This window comes from Vibrio sp. J2-3(2022) (assembly GCF_021725735.1).
Classification (GTDB): Bacteria; Pseudomonadota; Gammaproteobacteria; order Enterobacterales; family Vibrionaceae; genus Vibrio; species Vibrio diabolicus.
In genome coordinates this window covers 519,627-541,390 of the sequence record NZ_JAKKCK010000003.1, presented here as the reverse complement: position 1 = coordinate 541,390, position 21,764 = coordinate 519,627, and the positions used below count along the sequence as shown (strand labels likewise).

20 protein-coding genes are annotated in these 21,764 nt (G+C 42.8%); 6 read left to right on the top strand and 14 right to left on the bottom strand.

What is annotated here, in order from left to right; all coding sequences use genetic code 11:
* The first annotated feature begins 19 nt into the window (after nt 1–19).
* The 3 genes from L3V27_RS14950 to L3V27_RS14940 all read left to right on the top strand — a co-directional run bounded on the left by L3V27_RS14950 (nt 20) and on the right by L3V27_RS14940 (nt 1,956).
* Nucleotides 20–955, top strand: a complete 936-nt coding sequence (locus L3V27_RS14950) for a LysR family transcriptional regulator (protein ID WP_048624586.1) — start codon at nt 20–22, stop codon at nt 953–955.
* 270 nt (nt 956–1,225) lie between these two features.
* Nucleotides 1,226–1,630, top strand: a complete 405-nt coding sequence (locus L3V27_RS14945; RefSeq protein ID WP_012841241.1) for an SMR family transporter — start codon at nt 1,226–1,228, stop codon at nt 1,628–1,630.
* A complete protein-coding gene (locus tag L3V27_RS14940) occupies nt 1,627–1,956 on the top strand; it encodes an SMR family transporter (protein ID WP_053807555.1) in 330 nt (109 codons plus the stop codon). The genes L3V27_RS14945 and L3V27_RS14940 overlap by 4 nt, the downstream gene beginning before the upstream one ends.
* Before the next feature lie 74 nt (nt 1,957–2,030).
* Here L3V27_RS14940 and edd read toward each other — a convergent pair whose 3' ends face one another.
* Together edd and L3V27_RS14930 are read right to left on the bottom strand one after the other, a co-directional pair.
* Nucleotides 2,031–3,827 carry a phosphogluconate dehydratase gene (gene edd / locus L3V27_RS14935; RefSeq protein ID WP_237312176.1) on the bottom strand — a complete coding sequence of 599 codons (1,797 nt, stop codon included), beginning with the start codon at nt 3,825–3,827 and terminating at the stop codon, nt 2,031–2,033.
* The gene (locus L3V27_RS14930) at nt 3,827–4,351 is read right to left on the bottom strand and encodes a gluconokinase (protein WP_005467756.1); all 525 of its coding nucleotides are present in this window, start codon (nt 4,349–4,351) and stop codon (nt 3,827–3,829) included. The genes edd and L3V27_RS14930 overlap by 1 nt, the downstream gene beginning before the upstream one ends.
* A 153-nt stretch (nt 4,352–4,504) precedes the next feature.
* Between L3V27_RS14930 and L3V27_RS14925 the strand changes: the two genes are divergently transcribed.
* Entirely contained in the window at nt 4,505–5,881 is a 1,377-nt protein-coding gene (locus L3V27_RS14925; protein ID WP_005478622.1) for a GntP family permease, read from the top strand.
* Between the two features lie 9 nt (nt 5,882–5,890).
* Entirely contained in the window at nt 5,891–6,502 is a 612-nt protein-coding gene (locus L3V27_RS14920; RefSeq protein WP_005379148.1) for a bifunctional 4-hydroxy-2-oxoglutarate aldolase/2-dehydro-3-deoxy-phosphogluconate aldolase, read from the top strand.
* A 105-nt stretch (nt 6,503–6,607) separates the two neighbouring features.
* On the opposite strand, the gene xapA is transcribed toward L3V27_RS14920, so the two are convergent.
* Entirely contained in the window at nt 6,608–7,432 is an 825-nt protein-coding gene (gene xapA, locus L3V27_RS14915; protein ID WP_005379149.1) for a xanthosine phosphorylase, read from the bottom strand.
* A gap of 121 nt (nt 7,433–7,553) precedes the next feature.
* Here xapA and L3V27_RS14910 point away from each other — a divergent pair, with 121 nt between their 5' ends.
* Complete coding sequence (locus tag L3V27_RS14910; RefSeq protein ID WP_025509523.1) at nt 7,554–8,459, top strand: LysR family transcriptional regulator; 906 nt, start codon at nt 7,554–7,556, stop codon at nt 8,457–8,459.
* A 357-nt stretch (nt 8,460–8,816) separates the two neighbouring features.
* On the opposite strand, the gene L3V27_RS14905 is transcribed toward L3V27_RS14910, so the two are convergent.
* The 11 genes from L3V27_RS14905 to L3V27_RS14855 form a co-directional block, all read right to left on the bottom strand.
* Entirely contained in the window at nt 8,817–9,443 is a 627-nt protein-coding gene (locus L3V27_RS14905; RefSeq protein ID WP_161796387.1) for a hypothetical protein, read from the bottom strand.
* A gap of 37 nt (nt 9,444–9,480) precedes the next feature.
* On the bottom strand, nt 9,481–10,188 hold the full coding sequence (locus L3V27_RS14900; protein ID WP_047110450.1) for a hypothetical protein: 708 nt from the start codon (nt 10,186–10,188) through the stop codon (nt 9,481–9,483).
* The gene (locus tag L3V27_RS14895; RefSeq protein ID WP_047110449.1) at nt 10,185–10,826 is read right to left on the bottom strand and encodes a hypothetical protein; all 642 of its coding nucleotides are present in this window, start codon (nt 10,824–10,826) and stop codon (nt 10,185–10,187) included. The genes L3V27_RS14900 and L3V27_RS14895 overlap by 4 nt, the downstream gene beginning before the upstream one ends.
* Nucleotides 10,827–10,990: 164 nt before the next feature.
* The gene (locus tag L3V27_RS14890; protein WP_237312174.1) at nt 10,991–11,431 is read right to left on the bottom strand and encodes a DUF4231 domain-containing protein; all 441 of its coding nucleotides are present in this window, start codon (nt 11,429–11,431) and stop codon (nt 10,991–10,993) included.
* Nucleotides 11,432–11,436: 5 nt separating this feature from the next.
* Nucleotides 11,437–13,860 (bottom strand): hypothetical protein, encoded by a 2,424-nt coding sequence (locus L3V27_RS14885; RefSeq protein ID WP_237312173.1) that lies wholly within the window; start codon nt 13,858–13,860, stop codon nt 11,437–11,439.
* On the bottom strand, nt 13,857–14,708 hold the full coding sequence (locus tag L3V27_RS14880; RefSeq protein ID WP_047110446.1) for a hypothetical protein: 852 nt from the start codon (nt 14,706–14,708) through the stop codon (nt 13,857–13,859). Before L3V27_RS14880 ends, L3V27_RS14885 begins: the two co-directional genes overlap by 4 nt.
* Nucleotides 14,695–15,588, bottom strand: a complete 894-nt coding sequence (locus L3V27_RS14875) for a hypothetical protein (RefSeq protein ID WP_139123459.1) — start codon at nt 15,586–15,588, stop codon at nt 14,695–14,697. Before L3V27_RS14875 ends, L3V27_RS14880 begins: the two co-directional genes overlap by 14 nt.
* 62 nt (nt 15,589–15,650) lie before the next feature.
* A complete protein-coding gene (locus L3V27_RS14870; protein WP_047110444.1) occupies nt 15,651–16,985 on the bottom strand; it encodes a GTPase-associated system all-helical protein GASH in 1,335 nt (444 codons plus the stop codon).
* Nucleotides 16,986–17,009: 24 nt separating this feature from the next.
* Nucleotides 17,010–18,299, bottom strand: coding sequence for a hypothetical protein (locus tag L3V27_RS14865; RefSeq protein WP_047110443.1), 1,290 nt, complete (start codon nt 18,297–18,299; stop codon nt 17,010–17,012).
* Nucleotides 18,300–19,205: 906 nt separating this feature from the next.
* Nucleotides 19,206–19,646 (bottom strand): hypothetical protein, encoded by a 441-nt coding sequence (locus tag L3V27_RS14860; protein WP_047110441.1) that lies wholly within the window; start codon nt 19,644–19,646, stop codon nt 19,206–19,208.
* Nucleotides 19,643–21,763, bottom strand: coding sequence for a hypothetical protein (locus L3V27_RS14855; protein ID WP_047110440.1), 2,121 nt, complete (start codon nt 21,761–21,763; stop codon nt 19,643–19,645). Before L3V27_RS14855 ends, L3V27_RS14860 begins: the two co-directional genes overlap by 4 nt.
* Nucleotide 21,764 lies beyond the last annotated feature (1 nt).

The following is a 21,764-nucleotide window of genomic DNA, read 5'->3' as shown; positions in this document are numbered from 1 at the left end:
GGTATTGGCAGGTTAGGGTATGGCACATCAGCTGGATGCATTGGATCTCAACTTAATGCGTTTATTAAAGGCAGTGGTGGAAAACCGCAGCATCAAGCTGGCCGCGATGCAGCTGGGCATTTCTCAACCGAGCGCCAGTCGCGGCGTGATGAAGCTCAAACAAGTGTTTGATGACCCGCTGTTTGTGCGTAAAGCGCATGGGGTTGAGCCGTCACCGATGGCGATACGCCTCGCCGCCGAGTTCGACAACATGATTGCACCACTGGAAAAAGTGGTGCAAGAGTTTGAAGTGTTCGACCCACTGCAATACCAAGGGCAGATCGCGATTGTGACTGACCCTTATTTGATGGATGAGCAAGGGCAGCGATTGCTAACTGGTTGCCATCGAGCCTTTCCCAAAGCGCACTTTGCCTTTTCCAGTTGGAACAGTTACTCGCACGATGAAATGTTAGAGGGCGAGCACGATTACTGCATTCTCGACCAAGAGACCGAGCTGTCGAAAGACATTTATATGCGTCCGTTGTTTGTTGAAAAACGGGTGATTTTGGCACGTAAAAACCACCCGACTTTGTCGAAAGTCAGCAATGATTGGGACACGGTCTCCAAACTGCCTCTGGTGTCTCTGCCTGCGCCCGCCTCGTATAAACCACTTTGTACCGTGGAGTCCGAATATCGTCGTATGGGCTATGAGCCTGTGGTGTTACTTAAATCCTATAATTTGCGTGTGGCGTGCCAAATGTTGCAAGAAACCGACGCGATTATGTATGCCAGCCAAAGCTCAGCAGTATTGATGCCGGAGCTGGACTCTTACGCGATGCCTTTGGTCAACCGTGAGTTTAGCCAGTTTGTCGTCTCTGGCGGTTTCTTACAAACCAATCGCAACCATCCTTTGCACCGACACTTACATAAAGTGGTTCGCCAAACTCTGAAGACGCCATTAATTTTCGCACAGTGACGACTGATTATTGTCTCGCGTCACCGAGATTCTCTGCATAAGATAACCACGAAAAAATGTGTGATTACATAGACAACTCGATCCTATAGATATTCAAAAATGAATATCTCAATTACCTGTCTCTTTTTCCAGCTCAGCGCTAACCTTATCTCAAATAGTCAGGAGAAGTGGCTCATTTTTATCTTTTTAACTTTTTGAATGTCGATACAGATGCGTGACATTCACCATTCTCCGTTATGCAGTTTTTTAATTTCTGATGGAGGATTCATCATGCTAGTTGCACGTCTATTTTTATTGCTCGCCATCGTTGCCGAAGTAGCAGGCACCAGCACCATGTCTTTTATCGGACAAGGTCATGGATGGTTGGGCTACATCGTGATGTACGTATTGATTGCGGTGTCGTACTACTTCCTCTCGATTGCTGCGAAAAAGATTTCTATCGGCGTGGCATACGCTGTTTGGGAAGGATTGGGTATCTCATTGATCACGGTCGTTTCGATCGTGTTGTTTGATTCTGACTTAAATACCCAAGAGCTGCTTGGTTTGATGTTAGCTGTCATCGGCATCGTTTGTGTGACTTTAGGTGAGTCACACGGTCAATCTAACACCAAGAAAAACGCCGATAAACTGGCAAAAGAACGTTCATTTTCTACAAGTGTAAGGTGTGAATCATGAGTCAATTTTTTACGATGTCATTTGGATTTGTCGTGATGGCTGCCTTGGTCGACATTGTGGCTAACATGGCGCTCACACGTTCTCACGGCTTTAAATACAAAGGCTGGGGCATTACAGCGATTGTGTTGGTGCTGGCTGCATTCACGTTATTGGCGCAAGCGGTGAAAGAGATCGACTTAGCCATTGCTTATGCTTCTTGGGGCGCGATCGGTATCTTGGGTACCGCAGTGGGTGGTGCCTTGCTGTTTAAGCAGAAACTCAAGCCAATCGGCTGGTTTGGTATCTTTGTGGTGATTGCTGCGGTCGTGGTGATGAAAACCGCTTAATCAAGCCAAACAAAAACAACAAAGACAAATACAAAGAGCAGAGTATCAAACTCCGCTCTTTTTGTTTTTCTGGCTTACACAATGAAGCTTGCGCCTTCTTCTGCGCTAGAGACGTTTTGGCGGATCACGCTAAACAAGCCTCGTCCCCATGTTTGTTGGGTGGATTCGGTATCGAAATGAATCAACTCGCGACCAGTGGTGTCGCTTAAGTTGTTCAGTTCGCCCGTTTGGCAATCCAGGCGAATCAAATCGCCGTTGCGCACCAAACCAATCGCGCCGCCACGAATGGCTTCTGGAGAAACATGAATCGCAGACGGAATTTTACCTGACGCGCCAGATAAACGACCGTCAGTAACCAGCGCCACTTTAAAGCCCGCTTTTTGCACGTTACCTAAAATTGGCATCAGCTTGTGCAGTTCAGGCATGCCGTTTGCCGCTGGGCCGTTGTGTGTGACCACAACGATGCAATCTTTGTTCAGCTCACCACGTTTGTACGCGGCTTCCACTTCGTGTTGGCATTGGAATACGATCGCTGGTGCAACAATCACGCGTTGCTCTTCTTTCACCGCAGACACTTTCACCACGGCTTTGCCCAAGTTGCCAGTCAGCACGCGAGTGCCGCCAGTGTTTTGGAACGTGGCGTCTGGTTTGGCGATCACGTCACCGTCTTGGCTGCCTTGGCACGGTGTCCAAGTCAGTTGTCCATCGACAAGGCTCGGCAGCGTCATTTGGTCTTCAAATTCACCAAACACGGGTTTCACATCGCGATGCAAAAGCTCGGATTGGTTCAAGCGGTGCAATAACGCAGGCACGCCACCCGCGTCTTGGAACGCGTTCATATCGGCTGGGCCGTTCGGGTAAACACGAGCTAACAAAGGAACCACATCCGACAGATCGCTGATGTCTTGCCACGTGAGCAAGATGCCAGCAGCACGCGCCACGGCGATCATATGAATGGTGTGATTGGTGCTGCCGCCAGATGCAAGTAGAGCGATGATGCCGTTGACCAAGCTCTTTTCTGTGACCACTTCTGCCAACGGACGGAAGTGTGCAGAACCCGCCGTCATTGAGGCGATTTTCAGAGCCGCGTGATCGGTTAACGCTTTACGCAGTTGGGTATGGGGATGGATGAATGCCGAACCTGGCAGCATCAAGCCCATGGCTTCGAACACCAACTGGTTGGTGTTGGCTGTGCCGTAAAACGTACACGTCCCCGCAGAGTGGTAAGCGCGACACTCCATATCCAGCAGGGCGTCTTTGCCGACTTCACCCGCTGCGTATTTTTGGCGCACGTCGACTTTCTCTTCGTTGCTGATGCCCGTTGCCATCAGACCCGCTGGTACAAACGCAGTCGGTAGGTGCGCGTAAGACAGTGCGCCCATCAGTTGCCCCGGGGCAATTTTGTCACAGATGCCAAGCAGTAATGTGGCATCAAAGACATTGTGGCTCAAAGACAACGCCGTTGATTGCGCAATTAAGTCACGCGAAAACAGCGACATATCCATGCCTGCTTGACCTTGAGTCACCCCATCGCACATCGCTGGCACACAACCTGCGACTTGCGCTGTATGGCCGTAGTCCGCCAGCACTTTTTTGATTTGTTCTGGGTAGTCTTGGTACGGCTGGTGGGCGCTCAACATGTCGTTGTAAGCGCTGATCAGCGCGACATTGGCATGAGTAAAATCGAGAATATTTTTCTTTTCAGAAGAGCAAGAAGCGGCGACTGCATGGGCTAAGTTACCACAAGATAAACCAACACGGCCTTTGCCAGCTTCGGCTTGCACTTCGGTGCGAGCAAGAAACGCAGCGCGCGCTTCACGGCTGCGCTCGGTCAAACGTTGTGTGACCTCAAGAACAACAGAGTGAGTCATTACGCCACCTCGATCGCTTGCATTTTGATTAGCTCAGCGGCAGAGCGTTCCACCACGTCGCTGATGTCTCCGTCGATACTGACGATCAGAGTTTGAGGCTCGTTGTCTGGGCGCTCTAGCGTCTCGAATTGGCTCTTCACCATGTTTTCTTTCATGAAGTGGCCTTTGCGCATACGCATGCGATTAAGGATCAACTCCATATCGCCATCAAGGAACAGGAAGGTCACATTGTCGTTGCCTTCGCGGATCTGATCGCGGTAAATCTTTTTCAGTGCTGAACAGACAATAATGCCGTGCTCGTTCTTGCTTTCTAGGCTGTACGCCGCATCACGAATGCGTTCTAGCCATGGCTTGCGATCATCATCGTTCAGAGGCTGGCCCGATGCCATTTTCTGAATGTTCGCTCGTGGATGAAGATCATCACCATCAATGAATTTACGCCCTAGCTTTTTCGCTAGATGCTCACCAATTGTGCTTTTACCACTAGCACAAACGCCCATAACGATGACACTACTACCAGCCATAACTTATCCTCATAACCAAATTTGCGCGTGATCTCAATTTTTGAATTCACTTTAAAATATGGGTTTATCTTATTCATGTTATCGGTAACATGTTACCGGTAACTGAAATAAATGTGAACCATAACACAAACAATAATTCTTAAAGGTGAACCTATGGAGCAATTAACCCAAGCCCCAGATCCTACGTTCCTACTGACGATTGCAGGCCTTGCCATTGCAGCGTTACTCGTTCTGATCATTAAACTGAAAGTCCATGCTTTTGCTTCCCTTACTATGGTGAGTTTAGGTACAGCAATCGCCACTGGCGTTCCTTCTGAGAAAGTCGTATCGACTATGATGGGCGGCTTCGGCGGCACACTCGCTTCCGTGGCATTGCTGGTTGGTCTTGGTGCGATGATCGGTAAAATTCTTGAAGTGACTGGCGGTGCGAAAGTGCTGGCAGACACTTTGATTGGTCGCTTTGGTAAAGAGCGCGCACCATTTGCTTTGGGCGTCGCTTCATTACTGTTTGGTTTCCCAATCTTCTTCGATGCTGGCCTTGTAGTGATGATGCCAATCATCCTAAGTGTTGCGGCTCGTTTTGGTGGCTCACCAATTAAATACGCGTTGCCTGCTGCCGGTGCTTTTGCGGTTATGCACGCGTTTGTTCCACCACACCCAGGTCCGGTTGCAGCGGCAGAATTCCTTGGCGCAAACATCGGTCTGCTATTGGTGGTGGGTATTTTGGTTGCTATTCCAACTTGGTACCTTGGCGCTTACCTATTTGGTTTGTACGCGGGCAAAAAATTCGATATCCCACTATCTAAAGCCTTCTTTAATGGCGAAGCGATGGTGGATGAGCGCAACGCACCAAAATTTGGCACGGTTATGACCATCCTTGTGCTGCCAGTCCTGCTAATCTGTTTGGATACGGTATTGAACACACTGGCGGTTGCAGGTTTGATTGATGGCAAAACGGCACTGGTTGAGTTCCTACGTATGCTAGGTAAAACTCCAGTCGCGTTGCTGATTACTTTGATTGTCTGTCTGGCTGTGTTTGCCAAAGACTACGGCATGGCAAAACTAGAAAAATTGTGTGGTGAGTCATTGGCTCCTATCTGTGGTGTTATCCTAGTAACGGGTGCAGGTGGCATGTTTGGCGGCGTACTGCGTTCAAGCGGTATTGGTGATGCACTGGCTGACGTTCTTACAGACACAGGTATGCCTGTGATTGTGGCGGCGTTTGTGATTTCAACCTGTCTGCGTGTTGCTCAAGGCTCGGCAACCGTAGCGCTAACCACGACGGCGGCTCTTATCGCGCCAGTTGTGGCAGCATCAACAGGTTTGAGTGAACTAGACCTTTGCTTTATCGTAATCGCGATTGCGGGTGGTGCAACGGTACTGTCTCACTTCAATGACTCTGGTTTCTGGTTGGTCTCTCGTCTGCTTGAGATGGATGAGAAAACCACATTAAAAACTTGGACGGTAATGGAAACGTTACTTGGCGGTATCGCGTTTATTATCGTCGCAACATTAAGCTTTATTCTTTAGAGGTTCCCCATGACAACACTTGAACAACGATTAAGAGAAATCAAAATCGTCCCAGTTATCGCAATCAACGACGTAGCACACGCTCTGCCACTGGCAAAAGTGTTGGTAGAAAACGGTTTACCATGTGCGGAAGTGACATTCCGCACCGAAGCGGCGGCGGAGTCGATTCGCATCATGCGTGAAGCGTACCCAGAACTGTTGATTGGCGCGGGCACCGTTCTGACCACAGAACAAGTGGATATCGCAATCGAAGCGGGCGTGGACTTTATCGTTAGCCCAGGTTTCAACCCAACCACAGTGAAATACTGTCAGCAACGTGGCGTGACTATCGTACCAGGTGTAAACAACCCAAGCTTGGTTGAGCAAGCGATGGAAATGGGTCTGCGTACGTTGAAGTTCTTCCCTGCTGAGCCATCAGGCGGCGTAAGCATGCTGAAAGCACTCACGGCGGTTTACCCAGTGGAATTCATGCCAACAGGTGGCGTAAGCCCATCCAACGTGGAAGATTACCTAGCGCTGAAATCGGTTGTAGCTTGTGGCGGTACGTGGATGGTGCCAACTGCAATGATGGACAACGGCGATTGGGAAGGTATTGCTGAATTGGTTCGCGCAGTTAAGTAAAACGCACAAACGGCTCCGAAATACCCCAGAACGTTAGAAAACGTGATACGAAAAAGGGTCATCAAGTTACTTGATGACCCTTTTGCTTTTTGGAATGAAACGGCTTTAGAAGTGATGCTTCATAAAGCGCTTAATAAAGCGAATGAAATCTGCTTCGGCTAGCTTCGCGCACTTCAATGTTTGGGCGTGAGACAATTCTACATCTCCCAAGCCTTCTGCCATGTTGGTGATCGCACACACTGCCAATACGGGTAAGCCGCAATGCGCCGCAGAAATCACCTCTGGCACGACCGACATGCCCACTACGTCACCACCGATGATTTGCATCATGCGGATTTCGGCTGCAGTCTCAAAGTTGGGGCCTGTGTAAGAGACAAACACACCTTCATTCAGGTGAATGCCATTGGCTTTGCCGACTTCAAACGCTTCTGCACGCAGGTCTTTGTCGTACGCATTGGCGAGGCTGAAGAACCTCGGGCCGTACTCTTCATCATTCGGACCGATCATTGGCGACTCAGGCATGGTATTGATGTGATCATGAAATACCACCAGAGAACCGACATCAATACGCTCAGGGCGAAGTGAACCTGCCGCGTTGGTGACGAGCAGAAACTCACAACCCAGCTTTTTAAAGGTGCGTACGGGTGTTGTCATGACCTTCATTGAGCCGTGTTCGTAGTAGTGACCGCGACCTTTCATGCACACTACGTCTACGCCGCCCATGGTACCAAGTACCAACTCACCAGAATGACCTTGCACGGTGCTAACCGGAAAGCCTTCGAGCTCTTCGTATGGAATGACCACTTTGTCTTGTAGTTCGTCTGCCAATACGCCTAAGCCAGAGCCTAAAATAAACGCCGCTTTAGGTTGGAAGTTTGGTTTGCGTTCGCGAATGGTTTGTAGTGCGCCGATTACTGGATCGTGATTCATGTTAGTCACCTTCTGGTTGTGTGTTGATTCCATTGTGTGACTTTCTGCGCTAGTTATCTTTGCTTTATTCGCTACTATCATCCTTAAAAAGAGGATGATGAAATTCGCTAGGACTCAATGCATGAAGTCAGAACCATTTGAGCGCGTGACGCTGAAGATGCTGCGTTACTTTTACGAGGTCGCACAAACCAAGCATTTCACTAAGGCGGCCGAGAACCTCAATATCACCAATTCGCCGTTGAGCAATCGCATCAAAGAGTTGGAAGAAGTGCTTAACGTCAAACTGTTTGAGCGTGATTCAAGAAACGTCATGCTGACGGAGGCCGGGCGATTGTTGGAGTCCAAATGCCAACTGATTTTTCAGACCTTAGATGTCTCGCTCAATCAAGTGCAGCAAGTGGGTTTGAACCAGAGAAACATCTTGCGAGTTGGTGTGGTAAGTAGCGCATTTTGGGGCGGATTTGATCGTCTGTTACAGCGCTTCCATGCTGAGCATGACAGTTATCATGCCGACATTTTTGACCTCAACCCAGAGACGCAAAAGAAGCATCTGAGTGAGAAGAAAATTGACGTGGGTATTGTACGTTTTGCCGATGCACTCAACATTTATCCGTATCAGTCGGTGTCTTTGGGCAAAGATGTGTTTGTGGTGGCGGTGTCGGAGCAACATGAGTTAGCCAGCAAATCTTTGCTGCGGCTCCAAGATTTAAAGACGTGTGAGTTTGCGTTTATGAGTTTGGCGAATTCTGCCTCGGCAAACTTCATCATCAATGCCTGTCTGCAAGAAGGCTTTTCACCCCATATTGGCAAACAAGTGGTGGAGCCAAGCACCTTGATGGCGTATGTAGCAAACAGCAACACCGTGACGTTGGTGCCGTCGACGTTTTCTCAGCATCATTGGCATGGAATTCGTTTTATCAAGCTGAAAGAGTCACTGCGTGCAGACTTGTGTCTGATTCATGACGGTAAGCAGGAGAGTGCTATCAAAGCCGAGTTTATTCGCACGTTATTGGAGAATGCGAGTTAAGCATGGGCAAACAAAAAAGGTCACCCTAAGGTGACCTTTTCGAATGATTCGCTGAAATCAGCAATGCGATTAGCGCGCAATTAACGCATCGTTTGAATCTACTGTCACAGGCTATTTCTGAAATAAATCTGGAAAGGTACAGAGGAAAAGGCATGTGAGCCTTTCCCAGAAAAACAGTGATTCTCAACAGTTTTCCCTAAATTCTGAACCCTGATAGAAATATTTTCCAGAATATTTGACAGAACTTGAGAGCCCTTTATCAAGTAGTACATCATTGTAGTGTACTAGGATCTAATTAGGATAATATTGGTTTGAATCGCTTTAATTGAAATAGCTTGATCTCTATTGTCAATCACCTTATTGGTTTGCCATTCGAATGAGTACTGTACAATCGTCCGTGAATTCCAAGGTTTGAAGGTATTCGCTCAAAACCTCCTTGGTTAAAAGCTGTGGAAGCTGTGCTGGGTAGCAGCTCCAAAATCCATCTGAAGCAAGAATCAATGGTTTGTTTAGATCAAGTTGGAGAGCGTTATAGGCTGGTTTGCTGAAACGGACCCCTTTTAGAACATTGAATAATGTATGACGGTCGGGATCTGTGGATAGTTTCTTTTCATCATTACCTACATTCCTGTAGGTCAAACTATGCGGATAGGTTTGCCACCTTATGTCATTACCCTCTATAGAGCCAACCCGGCAGTCACCGAGATAAAAGCAGTGTTGTATATTGTCTTCAATGATTAGCAACAAAAAACTGCCTTTGGAACAAATAAAATGACGCTGGATCTGGCTATGGACGTCTTTTATGAGCGATTGAATTTCATATTCTGTTACGGGGGATTGTGCTGCTAGCCATTGTTCGCGCAATTGGGAACAAAATGCAGTAACAAAATCACCACTATCTTTTGCATTAGTTGAGCCATCGGCAATTATCCAAAACTCCTTACCATCATCGCTTTCACAATAAGTGGTAAAATCTTGGTTCACAGTGCGTTCAGTTCCTTGGAACGTCAGGGCTATTGATTTACTGTTCACTTCCTAGCCTCACTATGCCATCAATTTGCTCATGCAAATATTCCATACGACCTTCATCTCCATTTGTTGCACTTTGTAGAAGGTAATCAAAATCGGTATGGTTATGCAGGGAATCGAGTTCAGTAGAAATATAAGAGAGCATTTCCTTATTTGCAGTTCGAATGTCTTCAATAAGAGTGTCTCGACCGTCAATTAAGCTCACGATGTCTTCCAAATCTCTACTTTCCCATAAAAAGTCAGCACCTCGCCCCTTGAAGGCTTCAAGCTTCGTTGCTAGGAAATAGGCTGGAGTAAGCAAGCGTATCACCAAGCCTGGTTTCAATTCGTAATCTTGGGCATGTTCTAATGCAGCTGCATACCAACGATTCGTGAATCCAAGGGTTTCATCCGTTGGCATAAAATCAACTTGAATATCATCAAGCCATTTACGACAAATTACATTGTCCTCAGGTTTCTCGATGAAGCCACGTTCACGTAATTTCTGCTCAAATTCTGCATTTTGAACATAACCAAGTGCACTAACGATTAAATCGACATCATCCGTTGATCGTACCGATTCTTGTGCTAGCTCATCTGTAAGAAGAAGCCCTGTAGTTGCTCCGCCAACAAAAGCCGTTTGACTTAGAATATCTGTTCCAAGAGCTTCGGCTACTTGGATTATCATGTTTTTGAGTTTATCAAAGGTGGATTGATTCATTGAAATAGCTTCTCTTTTAACATCTTAATGGCTAAATTACTTTCTCTTGCATTTCCTATACGAATTGCATCTAAAAGAGCTAAATATGCGTATAGCTCACTATCTCTTCTTACGGCAAATGGCACAGATTTGTATAGTGGTTCAATAGCTTGTCCCATATCTTTTCCTCTGGGGTCTGGCCAAACCATCTTTAAGTCACCTGCGGATAGGAGTTTATTTTGTAGTACAGGCGCAGAGAAAGTAGTCGGTATACCTCGTGTTACCTGAGCAGGTTTTACAGGAAAAACGTATTTAAAACCGTAAGTGATAAATTCGTCAAATGCTCTTCTGTTTGCTTCCGGTCTACCAGTTAATCGATTGATTTTAGCCAGTTTTACATCGATGCATCGCTTTAAACTCTTGCTGATCTCACTCTTACTAATTCCCAACTCTTCTGACAGACCCCGAAGAGTGAACAAGCGATCGTAACAATCTGAAGACTTGAACATGGCATCAATGCGATTAAGTTCCGCGTCTAATTCACTTTCATCAAGCCAACCAGTAAGATTAGAATTAGCTCTTTCAGCAACTATTTCATCAACATTCAAGTCACTTAGACAGATAAGTTTAATTACCAATAAAATATCTTGACTTTTCATAATTACTAACCTTTTCTGTTGTCCACCATTTGCAAACCATGGACAAGTTTCATTTCAATAGTTTTGACTTGTCAAGTTTTTTTGGTTGTTCGACGCGATTACAATGATTGATTTAACAATGCAATTATCATGTGTCATCTGCTCTATTTGCTTTTGTTTAAAAATCAGGTGGTTATATTCGATTTTAAAGATGTTACATCAGGAACTTTTCCTGTCCATGTTTGGCTGGTTTCTATATTGATTTGACTGATATTGAAAGCTAAAAGCTGGTCACACTCCAAATCATTTAAACCTTTATAGTCACCTACACGAAAATCAAAATGGGTGATTTGCGTCTCGATTTTTCTTTGGGTATGTCTGTAAAGAGACCATAACTCATTTGGTTTCCGGAGTTGAACCCAAGCAGTTGAAAAAGCCGCTAGTGCCGAAAGAACGGAAGGAGAAACTTTTCCGAGCCAAAACCCTTCCCCTAGACCAACTAGAACGGGAGCTGTTAGTGTGCAAAGCATGATAATCCTGAAGCACAAGAGTGACTCTCTCTTATTATGAATAGCTTTGCGCTCAAAGTGGTTTGCTTGTTTTAAAGCGTAATCTTTTGCTTTCATTATAGTCACTTAGAGAGAATAATCTTGATATGGTTTAACTTTGGGTTATTGGGAAACTCGGATAGTACTACTTCGACAAGCGTAAGAAGGCCACCTGCAAGCATTCCTGACTCAGCTTTTTGTGCTGCATCCAACCAATTCTGGGATGGGCTATTAGTTAAGCTGAGAGTTTTTAGATTTCCGCCAGCTTTTTTCCAGTAGTACTCTAATTTATTGTGTGCAATTTCCGAACATTCATCAGCAAATCGTCCGATAACTGCGTTTCTATCTTCAGACGAAGGTGCTCCATTTAGAAAACGATAAGTAACCTGATTGAAATAGTGTAATAAATCGCTACATTCTTGGATAGCGGGTTTTAGCTTTGGTGTTGTTGCAAAAAAACCACAACTCAAGTCAAAAATATTATTCGCAACACTGCTCCATGAGTTCTTCTTAACAATTACTCCAAGGGAAGTCGCACATTCTATCCAGTCATTGCTATTCACTTTCTGGATCCAAGAGCTGATATTACTTTCATTGAAAATAATGTTTTTTGAAAGATAATTTATCAGTATATTTCCATCTATGACTTTTGCGCTGTTAAATTCTTCATCGAGAGCACTTATTATTTCTTTTTCGTGGATCATAACTTCGAATCTATAGTCTCTACCACTAAGTATATGAGATGATAGTTTTCTAGCTAGTTTTTCTCTTCTATCTAAGCTCAGTTTTTCCCATATTTTGCTTCTGTTATCATAGGTTAAATAGTGATCTATGATTGTGTTGATTACAATATCAAAAACAATGTTAGATTTTATTTCGTTAATTAAGTTGCTTATGGTTTTATTAAATTCGCTAGTGCTAATTTTAGGAGGATAGAAAGTTCCTCCTTGCTCAAGTTGTAAACTCCATATTTCTAAGCACGGACTCTTTGAAAGATCGATGAAGTTTAGAAGATCTGGGGTTTTCAGTGCTCTTTTAGCTATTTCATTAGAGAATTTTTTTAAGCGTTCATCACATATCGCGTCGCCAAGCATTCTTGCATCTATATTTTCGATTAAGTAAATAATTCCGGAGTCATCATTACTTATTGCTTCGTAGTGAGCTTTGAATATGTCGCAATTATGGTCCGAATTTAAAATTGCCCATGCGTGAAGCTTTGAGCATTTATATCTTTCAGCCCAATTTTGTGAATGGATATACTCATCTTTAGTGAATTTATTATTATTAACTGCGTCAAACACTTTCTCTCCTAGTGTTGACCCATTTATTCCTAAGGTCTTAATTGTATCGTTTAGTGTGTTTATCTTAAGCCAATATATAATTTGTTTGTTAACTCTATCTTGATTCAATATAATGGCTATTGCTTCTAATACACATTTTTTCCACCATGATTGAAAATTACCAGAAGTTCTGGATAAAAATGACTCAACACTATCAACATCTATGTTTAGGATGTTTGATTTAATCCAACCCGTTAACTCCTGTTTTGGCAATAGCTCTATAGGCAAACTTTCTTCATTTATATTGCTCAATGATAAAGGATGGAGATAATTACTCGTATTTGGTAATTCTTTTTTTAGTGTCCTTAGTAACTCTTCTTTTATTTCAATAAGTTGATTTTCTTTTTGAGCGTATGCAATTGCGGTTCTTAATGTGGAAAGTGCGTTGTCAAATGACCTATTGCTTCTGTATTTTTCTAGATTGTTAGCAAGCCGAGACAACCCGGATAACATTTTCAGTGAACCAGGCAAATTATCCAATTTTTGAATTATATCACTAAGGAATGAGTCTTTTTCACCATCGAGTAGATAGTTATCCACTCTTGTACGATCTCTAGTTATCCTCGTATTAACAATTTTTAAACCATCTTTCTTCCATTGATTAGAGAGCTCATTGGGAGTCACGTATATCGTTGGGTGTGTAGATGTTAATATTGATTGCGGAGGTAAAAAAGCCGTTCGAACAGAAAACTCTTGCTTTGCTTTCTGCCACAGTTTTGGCCACAACCTTGAAATGAAATCAGGTATCAAAAACTGCTCATTCACTACAATTGCTTCATGAGCTGAACTTAACTCATTAAGAATGTTTGTTAGTGCTGAGTCCGGAGTGTTACTTGTAGTTTTTGTCCCTATTAACTGTGAAACAAATGGTGAGATATCATGAAGGTCACCTATTTCACTGAGTGGCCATAACAAGACCTTTGTCTTCACCATACCCCCGCGAGGGGCCTCTTGATCTGGCTCTATACTCCAAATAGCCCACCACTCGTTATCAATAGGACCGCAGTTTATAGCTGGCCACCACTTATTCACTGGGTTAACATGACCACTAGGCTTGTCAGTTAGTCCAGAAAGAACCGAAGGCGGATGCAGTTCGCCCTCACACGATATCAACCCATGTCCATGCTTTACAAATCCATACAAAGCTTCTATCGGGAAGTTAATCATATTCTATCCAAAATCCAAGATAGTGGAGCGGCTAGGTCACTATCTTTGCAATGCTGCTTTGGAGCTATAACCCAGCCATTGTTTTCAGGCCCACAGTCAATAAAATCCTCATCATTGCTTTCAGCCGATAAAGATTTTCCTAGTGCAGAAACCCCCCAGATACTGATCTTATTTTGGGGCCACACATTGTTAATAAATTTACTAAAAAGAGGGAGCTTTTCGCAGAAAACCTCATCAGGTGTTTTATCTTCTACATTAATCTCGTCGTAACAAGACAATGCGATCACTAGTGGCGGTTTATTTGGGTTCGAATTTAAGTGAATGCCACCCACATGACATAGTATTTGAATTAACTCAATATAGTGAGCATTCGCATCCCATATATCAGGTCTTTTTTCTTTTTGTGCATTATTTTTGGATTGTACCGAAGTTAACTTTTTAAGTGCGTCCGGATAGGTTGTTTCAGATGAAAGCCGGATAAACAATATCCACCCATCAGAGCTTTCAATCCGATTTTGCCAATCTATTGGTACCTCTCTTTGCTTAAATATCTCTGATATTTGTTCTCCGCCATAATCAGGCCAATTTAAGTCTATGTGTTGACCTGCCTTACTGACTAAAGGTAAGTATATTTTGGAGTACTGATCTATTGGAGTGTGGTCGGCTGAGTTGCCTTCTTCTAATTTGGTCAGTACTTGTGTTAAAGCGGCTATATCTGATGAGGCTCCATCCCCAATCCTTATTTTGAAATCATTTGGCTTGTGCTTGAGTCTTCCGACCAATTGACCTGCATAATGTGTTTTGCCGCTATTCGGACCGCCAAAAATTAGAAAATTAGGAGAGCTCATAGTGACCTCGATAAGCAAGAAAAGCATCGTTTTTAACTACTGGTTCTGAAATTGGTTTCGCTTTTTCAGGGCTCCAAGCATGATCTAACATATGTCCTGTAGCAGTGATCATGCTACTCGGATCATCCACACTTACTTCGACTTCTAACGCATGAGGTATGCTTTCGTTTAGAGTTGTTTGAATCGCCTGTCTAATGTTCTCGCTAGGTGATTTATCACTTTTTGCCCATACTAATAGTACGGGACGTCGACAGACTGTTTCTGCAAGGCGTTGTATTATCATTCTTAACTCTTTACGAGCTACACCTCGCTCTGTACCAGATAATTTTTCACAGTCAGCAAAGATTAAGAACGCATCACTATGCTGTGCAGTCCACTTTGCACCTTGCGCTTCAATTGAATCAGGAGTAATAGACCATTGATTAAACCACTCGCCAGGAGAGTCTGTTAGCAGTATGTTTTTTGTAATATTGTTTTCATCTCGAAGTGTAAAATGTAAGACTCCTGGCGTTCTTTCAACGCCCCTTGGCGTATGAGGAGGGAATGAAGGAAGGTCTGTATTGTTGAATCTACAGTAGGCAGCAATTGCTTCCCACGCGCCTAATGTTTCTGAGCCACAAAAGCTGAACTTGGATAGTCTACTCCCAGATATGAGTAGTAAGTAAATAGAAGCCAAAAATGTGGTTTTACCAGAATTTTCCGCACCGATTAAACCGACAAGAATGGATGGGCCTTGTTGATACAAACGTACTAAATCTGTGCTACCAAATGAGGCAGAAGACCAAGGTACACGTGCCGAATTTTTAACTGTGTCATTTGAGAGTGTTTCATTCTCAATGTTTTTTTGTTCTGTCCAGCATTTACAGTTGGCTTCAGACATTTCACCTAGAGCGCATTGCTCGCCATCAGCCACAAAGCAATGCGGGTTGGAGCAACTTCCCATTATTTAGCTCCTTTAGCTAACTCATATGCTTGCAGTTGACGGAATAGGGCTCTGGATATATGGGGCAAACTGCTCTTCCAATCAGCAGGGACTAGGGAGTTAACCAAAAGCTTCTGTAAATCAACCTGCTCATTACTTAGAGCTGTTAACACAAGCTCACAAATGCTCAGCTTTTCATTTGATGTCAAAACAGCAAAGTCGCTAATCAAATTTTGATTGAAGAAGTCTCTTTTTTGTCTAACTGCGGTTAGAAGTTCGTAGAAATTATAATCTCTGACAAAACTCGCCTCTGGTAGCTTGTTGACTGTTTCTGAGAGCGCGAAAGGTACACTAGCTACGGTTGGTATAGTCACTTGTTTTAGAAGGTCAAAAGGCATTACTACACTTGCAAGTTCAGGTTCGATGGAGCGATATGAGCAGTTATGCGAATCTGAGTATAGAGCCTCTGACCACCATAAGGTGTTCACTTTGGCTCTTTCTTGGTTATAAATCCTATTTTGTTCTTTTTGATAACGTTGAATAGTCAAACGTTGTTGATTTAGAGTCTTTTCTATTGAATCCCCGAATGCAGTTAACGTTCTATTAAAGCTTTCTTGTAATGCCGTATCGTTTCTTTGTACTGCACTCACAATACTTCCAAGTTCTGTGGATAGGAAGTCAGCCATTAGCTTTGCGTGCTGATGAGACCAGCTTTGTCCACTGTTAGGCCAAACCGTGTTATGTGGAGTAGGTGATGTTTCTGGAGTATCCTCAAAATTCTGAAAGTTCGGACCAGAGGCACTACCTACTTTTTTTAAGTATTTGACTTTATCAGTTGAGGGATAGCTTACCAGTTCAACTTCATCAGAAGCACTAATTCTGATAGGTTTCTCTTTTGGTATTGATGCTACATTTTCAGAGGCAACCGCTTTGGTCTCAGCAATCTTAGAGAAAGAGATTAGAAGGTTCTTTATTGGCTCTTCCTCTTTACCTAGCGATAACAAAGGAAGAGTGTCGCAAGCTGTTAACCACATAATCGCTGCATTATGGCTTTCTTCTGATACTAACTCGCAAGCTCTTAAAATGATTCCGCGATACAGATTTATAGGCTCATTTGTATATGCAGAACTAAAAGATTTCCAATGCTCAACGAGACATTCTTTTGCCAAGGTTATGGCGTTCGAAGATAGTGATGAAGAAGGTGATATTCCAACTTGGATAGCATTTATAAGAAGAGTTGGAGAGTCTTTAAATTTGTCAGAGAGTAAAGTTGCAGCGGACTCCACTTTTTCGTAACGCTCATCGTGACCTTCTATTAGTTCTTGAACTAAAAATGCTTCTAATATGTTGCTCATGTTTAATCCTGTAAGTAAAAGTTTTTAACTATCCGAATGTTTTTTGAGCGCTGCGATTACAACTTTATTTTCTGGATAGTCCTTCTTAACCTCTAACAATAGCGAAGTTGGTGTTACGGATGCACCATTCAAAGAGCGGTTCCAGATATTTAACCACATGTCTCTGGGGTAAGGGTTACTTGCTAGTTCGTTGTTTTTTCCTCCCGCTCTTTTCCAGAGTGCTCTTGCTTGGGTGATCTCAGGGTATTCTTCAGCAAGTAATTCAAGTAAGTCGTCTTGGAAGTAATCATCAGTGACTATGTGTTGGTCTTGTGCAAATAAGTCAGCGTTTTCTAGTAGAAACTGCATCATCGTTCTCGCTGATGCCTGCGAAGCAAAGTGTCTATATCTGTCATCTTTGAACTCATCGCCAAAATCGCAAACTGCTTTTGCAATGATCACTGGGATATCGTTTACTTCTCCGATTGCACCTAGTGCGCTAGCTTCCATGTCTATACCTATTACTTTTCTCATTGAGCTAGACAGTTTGTCAAAGATGGTAGAATCCTCAACGACTGCCGCTCCCGTCGCTATCGGGGCGATATGAAGACTAAAACTTTCGGTTTTATTCACTCCCTTGGGGTTCATGAGTCGGTAGTCTTCAACGTGCTCTCTACCGCTAACAGTCAAAGATAGCGATTTTGTGGCTAATTCTTTTTTGAGGAGTCTCTTAATGACATCAGGCCAATCTGGACAACACGTATCAAAGTCCGGTTGTTCATGAGGGATAATATCGTCATAAATACATTGCATTACCCAAAGTTCTTGCTGTTCAAGGCTTAAAAGTGGTTTTTGAATTGGCCAAGAATTTATATCTGGGATTGTATTCTGCATCCGCTGAACAATAGTGTTTCGGGGACGATATTGCAGCATGTCTCCTTGAAAGACTTCTTTGCCATTTTCTCGGATTATTTTACCTGCATCGTAAGACCATAAGCGATCGGCAAATATGACGTCACCAAGTTCGACCTTCCCCCTTCGGCCAGCACAAATACCTGTCATAGCCAAGCACCTGAAAGATGTTTCACTCATCATTTGATTAACTAAAGCGCTAGCTTCTTCTCTACCCATAAAAGAGCACCATGTAGCTCTCACAGAAAGCGTTCGGTTATTCTGAGTATTGAAAATAGCGTCAGCTACAAGCCTACCATTTGGAAGAGCTTTTTCGTTCCAACAGCCCGCATCAATGGCATCACTGAATCTTAGTAATTGATCGTACTCGTCCTTCAAAGCACAAACGATCAGAACATCAATCTTGTTTGATTCGGCCAACATTTTTGTCCTTAATACTGCTTACAAAAGTATGCATACATCTTCGTATATTGAGTAAAATTGGACAATTTTTCAATGGCATTTTAGTGATTGTGCAGATGGAGTATCAATTATTGACCTTATTGACACATGGAAAATGATAGTTCTAACATACGGTCTCGGGCTAAAGGAAACGCGAGCTTAATCTCCCACCTTTAGACATATGAGGCCGCTAAAAAAGCCGCAAATGCGGCTATTTTAGTTTCTAAGCTTAATATCAGGAAATTTAGTCCGAATGACATGAACGCTTATTGTTAATTTACTCACTTTAAGCTTAAAAACTGGATAAGTTGGTTTTTTACCTGATGATAGTCAAGAGAGGATGATACGCCTACAGTGATCTATGCTCTTGTCATGTCCTAGACTGTAGCTAGAAGAGATAGGTGATATCGTTGACTCACAATGTACCTAAAAATCGGTTTCCCCTAAATTTTAATAGTTTCCCAATTGGTTCGTTGGAGCGTTTTATACACTGGAGTTGGCAATTGAGAATGATGAGATTCCATGCGTTCACCGACGAATGCGGAGATGCTATTAGGGATAGGTACAACCACATCAATCATGAAATAGGAGTTCAAACCGTTTATATCGATCTTCTGTCATTAAGTGAAAGTGAAAAGAACGAGTCTCAGCTATCTAATATCATCCGTAACCACGAACAACCCACTTGGATCTGGTTTATCAATAGCGAGGCACTTTTGGACATTTCGCGAGCTGGCTGGCTCCGTTCTCTTCTTACTACTTATTGCGTGGATCACGTCAGAGTGACTTTTTTGTTAGATAGCCAAGAGCACTACAATAATATATTTCTAAGTTATTCGGCTCCTTTTTATAAAACGACTTCAGCTCTTGAGATTCCAAAAAGTTAAATTATTTTATCCTAACAATTTGTTTTCTCTGTTGTTCAATCAGCTCATGCTCAAGTTGTGTAATTTTGAGATGAGCTTTTCGCAAGGCATGAGATAGCTGATGGTGTTCGGCCGCCATTTGTGCGACCATCGCTTTAAGTTCATCAACTTGCTCACGGTACTGAATTTTAATCCGTCTTTCTTCATTACGTTTTAATCTTAATTTTACAAGATCGGATTCGACTGGTGTAATGGATAATGAAGCTTTAATCCTTGCTGCTTCCGATTGCACTTTAAGCTTAAATTCTTTGTAGTAATAGCAGCTTCCATTTCCAAGCCCTGCTTCTTCTTCGACAGCACGAACTGACAATTTCCGGTGCTCTGGTATTCGTTTTGTTTTTCCAATCAGGATTCGTTGAAGTGCGGCTTCAAGTTGAAGCAAAGTATTTTCTGATTTTTTCATAAATTGGCAACCTCGATGGGATGTTCATACTCTTCAAATGGTATATCGAAATCACGCATAACATTTTCTGCGGCCCTGATTTGAGTTATACAATGAGAATATTCACCTAGACTGACATCATTTTGTTTAACTAGGTATGCAACAAGAGATGTATGGCGTTTTTTCCACCATTGTGCTTTTTCTCCGTCAATTACACTGCCGCTGGATTTACAATCCACACAGAAAGATGGATTAGATATGCCTTCCATATCGCAGTCATAACCGTTTTTACAGTAGCTATGTAATGTACCGTGCAATGTCATTCGGCCTGCCTTAACTAGCCTGTAAAGGTTATCCCAACTGCTATATGTCTCAGGTTTCCTATCCCTCATCGCCATAATCATCTTTCCGAAACTACCAGACAGTTTTTCATCACCATTAAACCATTTATCAAATTGAGCTGTGGTTTGAATCAACGACACTTCATTTAAAATGTTTATTAGATCATGGTCTGAATGGATATCATGTAGCCTAGTTTGAACTGCTCCTGAGCTATACCAATCACTCATTCTCAAATAGAGATGCTTGAATTGTTGCTTAATCGCAATGGAGTGACCCAAATTATTCCTGACCGAAAATACAGCAAAAGTTCTTCTGAACTGATGGGTGGATAGAGGCCAAATTTTCCCTAATATAATTTTTTCAACAATTGTGCCGTTATTATTTGGATTTAGTTGTATACATTCATTTATAGAATCGGCTGTAATCACTGCTTTTGCATTCCTAGAGAATCGTCTTAGCCGTTCATTCCAACTGTCTCGAGCGATTATTTTTGGCGCATTCATACGTTCTTTTTGAGTCAACCAGAGACATTCAGCTGTTTCTGATAGCTGTTTTCGAACACTACTACTTGATGAATTTATAGCTTTGTCGTAGAGCTGATTACGTAACCCTTCGCTCAAAGCCGAAGCTAGATCTATCGCCTTTGATACAATAGGGCTACATAGCCATTCCTCGGCCTTTTTGCCTGCGGCCATCTTATGAGTACTAGCTTTAACTACGTGAAAGTCTTGCCCATCAAGTTGATATGAATGGAAGCTATTTCTCCGTAATTCGAATAGCTCGCTCACCCTCATGCCAGTGAAAGCGGCACAACAAATAAAGCATGCTGCTTGTAGTTGTCCACGCCAAGCTGCGTACCAGTTACCGTCTTCGTTACATCCGGGGAGTAATCCTGTTTTTGAAAGGTTTCTATGAATGATGTCACGATAAGGCTCTGGTAGAAAATTGTTTACTTCATGTCCGTAATTCCTTCGATCCAGATTTCCATATTCATCATGTAGCCACTTCCATTTACCTGTTGCTATTAAATCGTCAACAACAGTACGGCCTGCTTCATAGTTAGATTGAAGGCTTTGCTCTAGTTGAGAGATTTCTTTACGGTACTTCCATGCTGACTCAACAAGCAGCACCGCTTCACTATAGATTTTATCGACTATGTCTTGAGGGATGGCTAAATACTGTTTTGTATCCCTTTTAGTAGTGCAAGATAGCTTTTTTGCTCTTGTGGAAAAATTTATTTCAGGTAATGTAATTTTAAATGGTAGAAAGTAATTTAGTCGTACGATTGATTTTAGGGAGGAAAATATTTGTATAATATAATTTCTGCTAAGTCCTTCCAAATGCTCTTCAAGCTTAGACCATACTTCGTCATTATTTAATTCTGTAATGTCAAACTTCTCCTGAGCGATTAGAGATAAAATGACTTTTTTGAGCGGAATGTTAAATCTTGATGTAAGTGTGGTTATCTTGCAGGCTTTTCCTGATTTGTTTCCTATAGCATACAACCAGCCATATGCTATGAGTTTAGTTTGTATAAGTAATGTAGGGTGTTCGATTAAAAATGAAAAATTAAACTCACTCTGATTTCTAGTTCCCCCTATATCACTTCTAAAGGTCGAACAATCCCAGATGGTGTCACCAAATCTTGATACGATATTTCCTTCATTATCAACACTTATTGGTGTATTGTTTAAAGATTTGAAATCCTTTTTAATAAAAAGTTCACTAACCTTTATATTGCATTTTGGGATATCCTGATCTAGGAAGTCATTCGGTAGATTTATTTGTAACTCCATA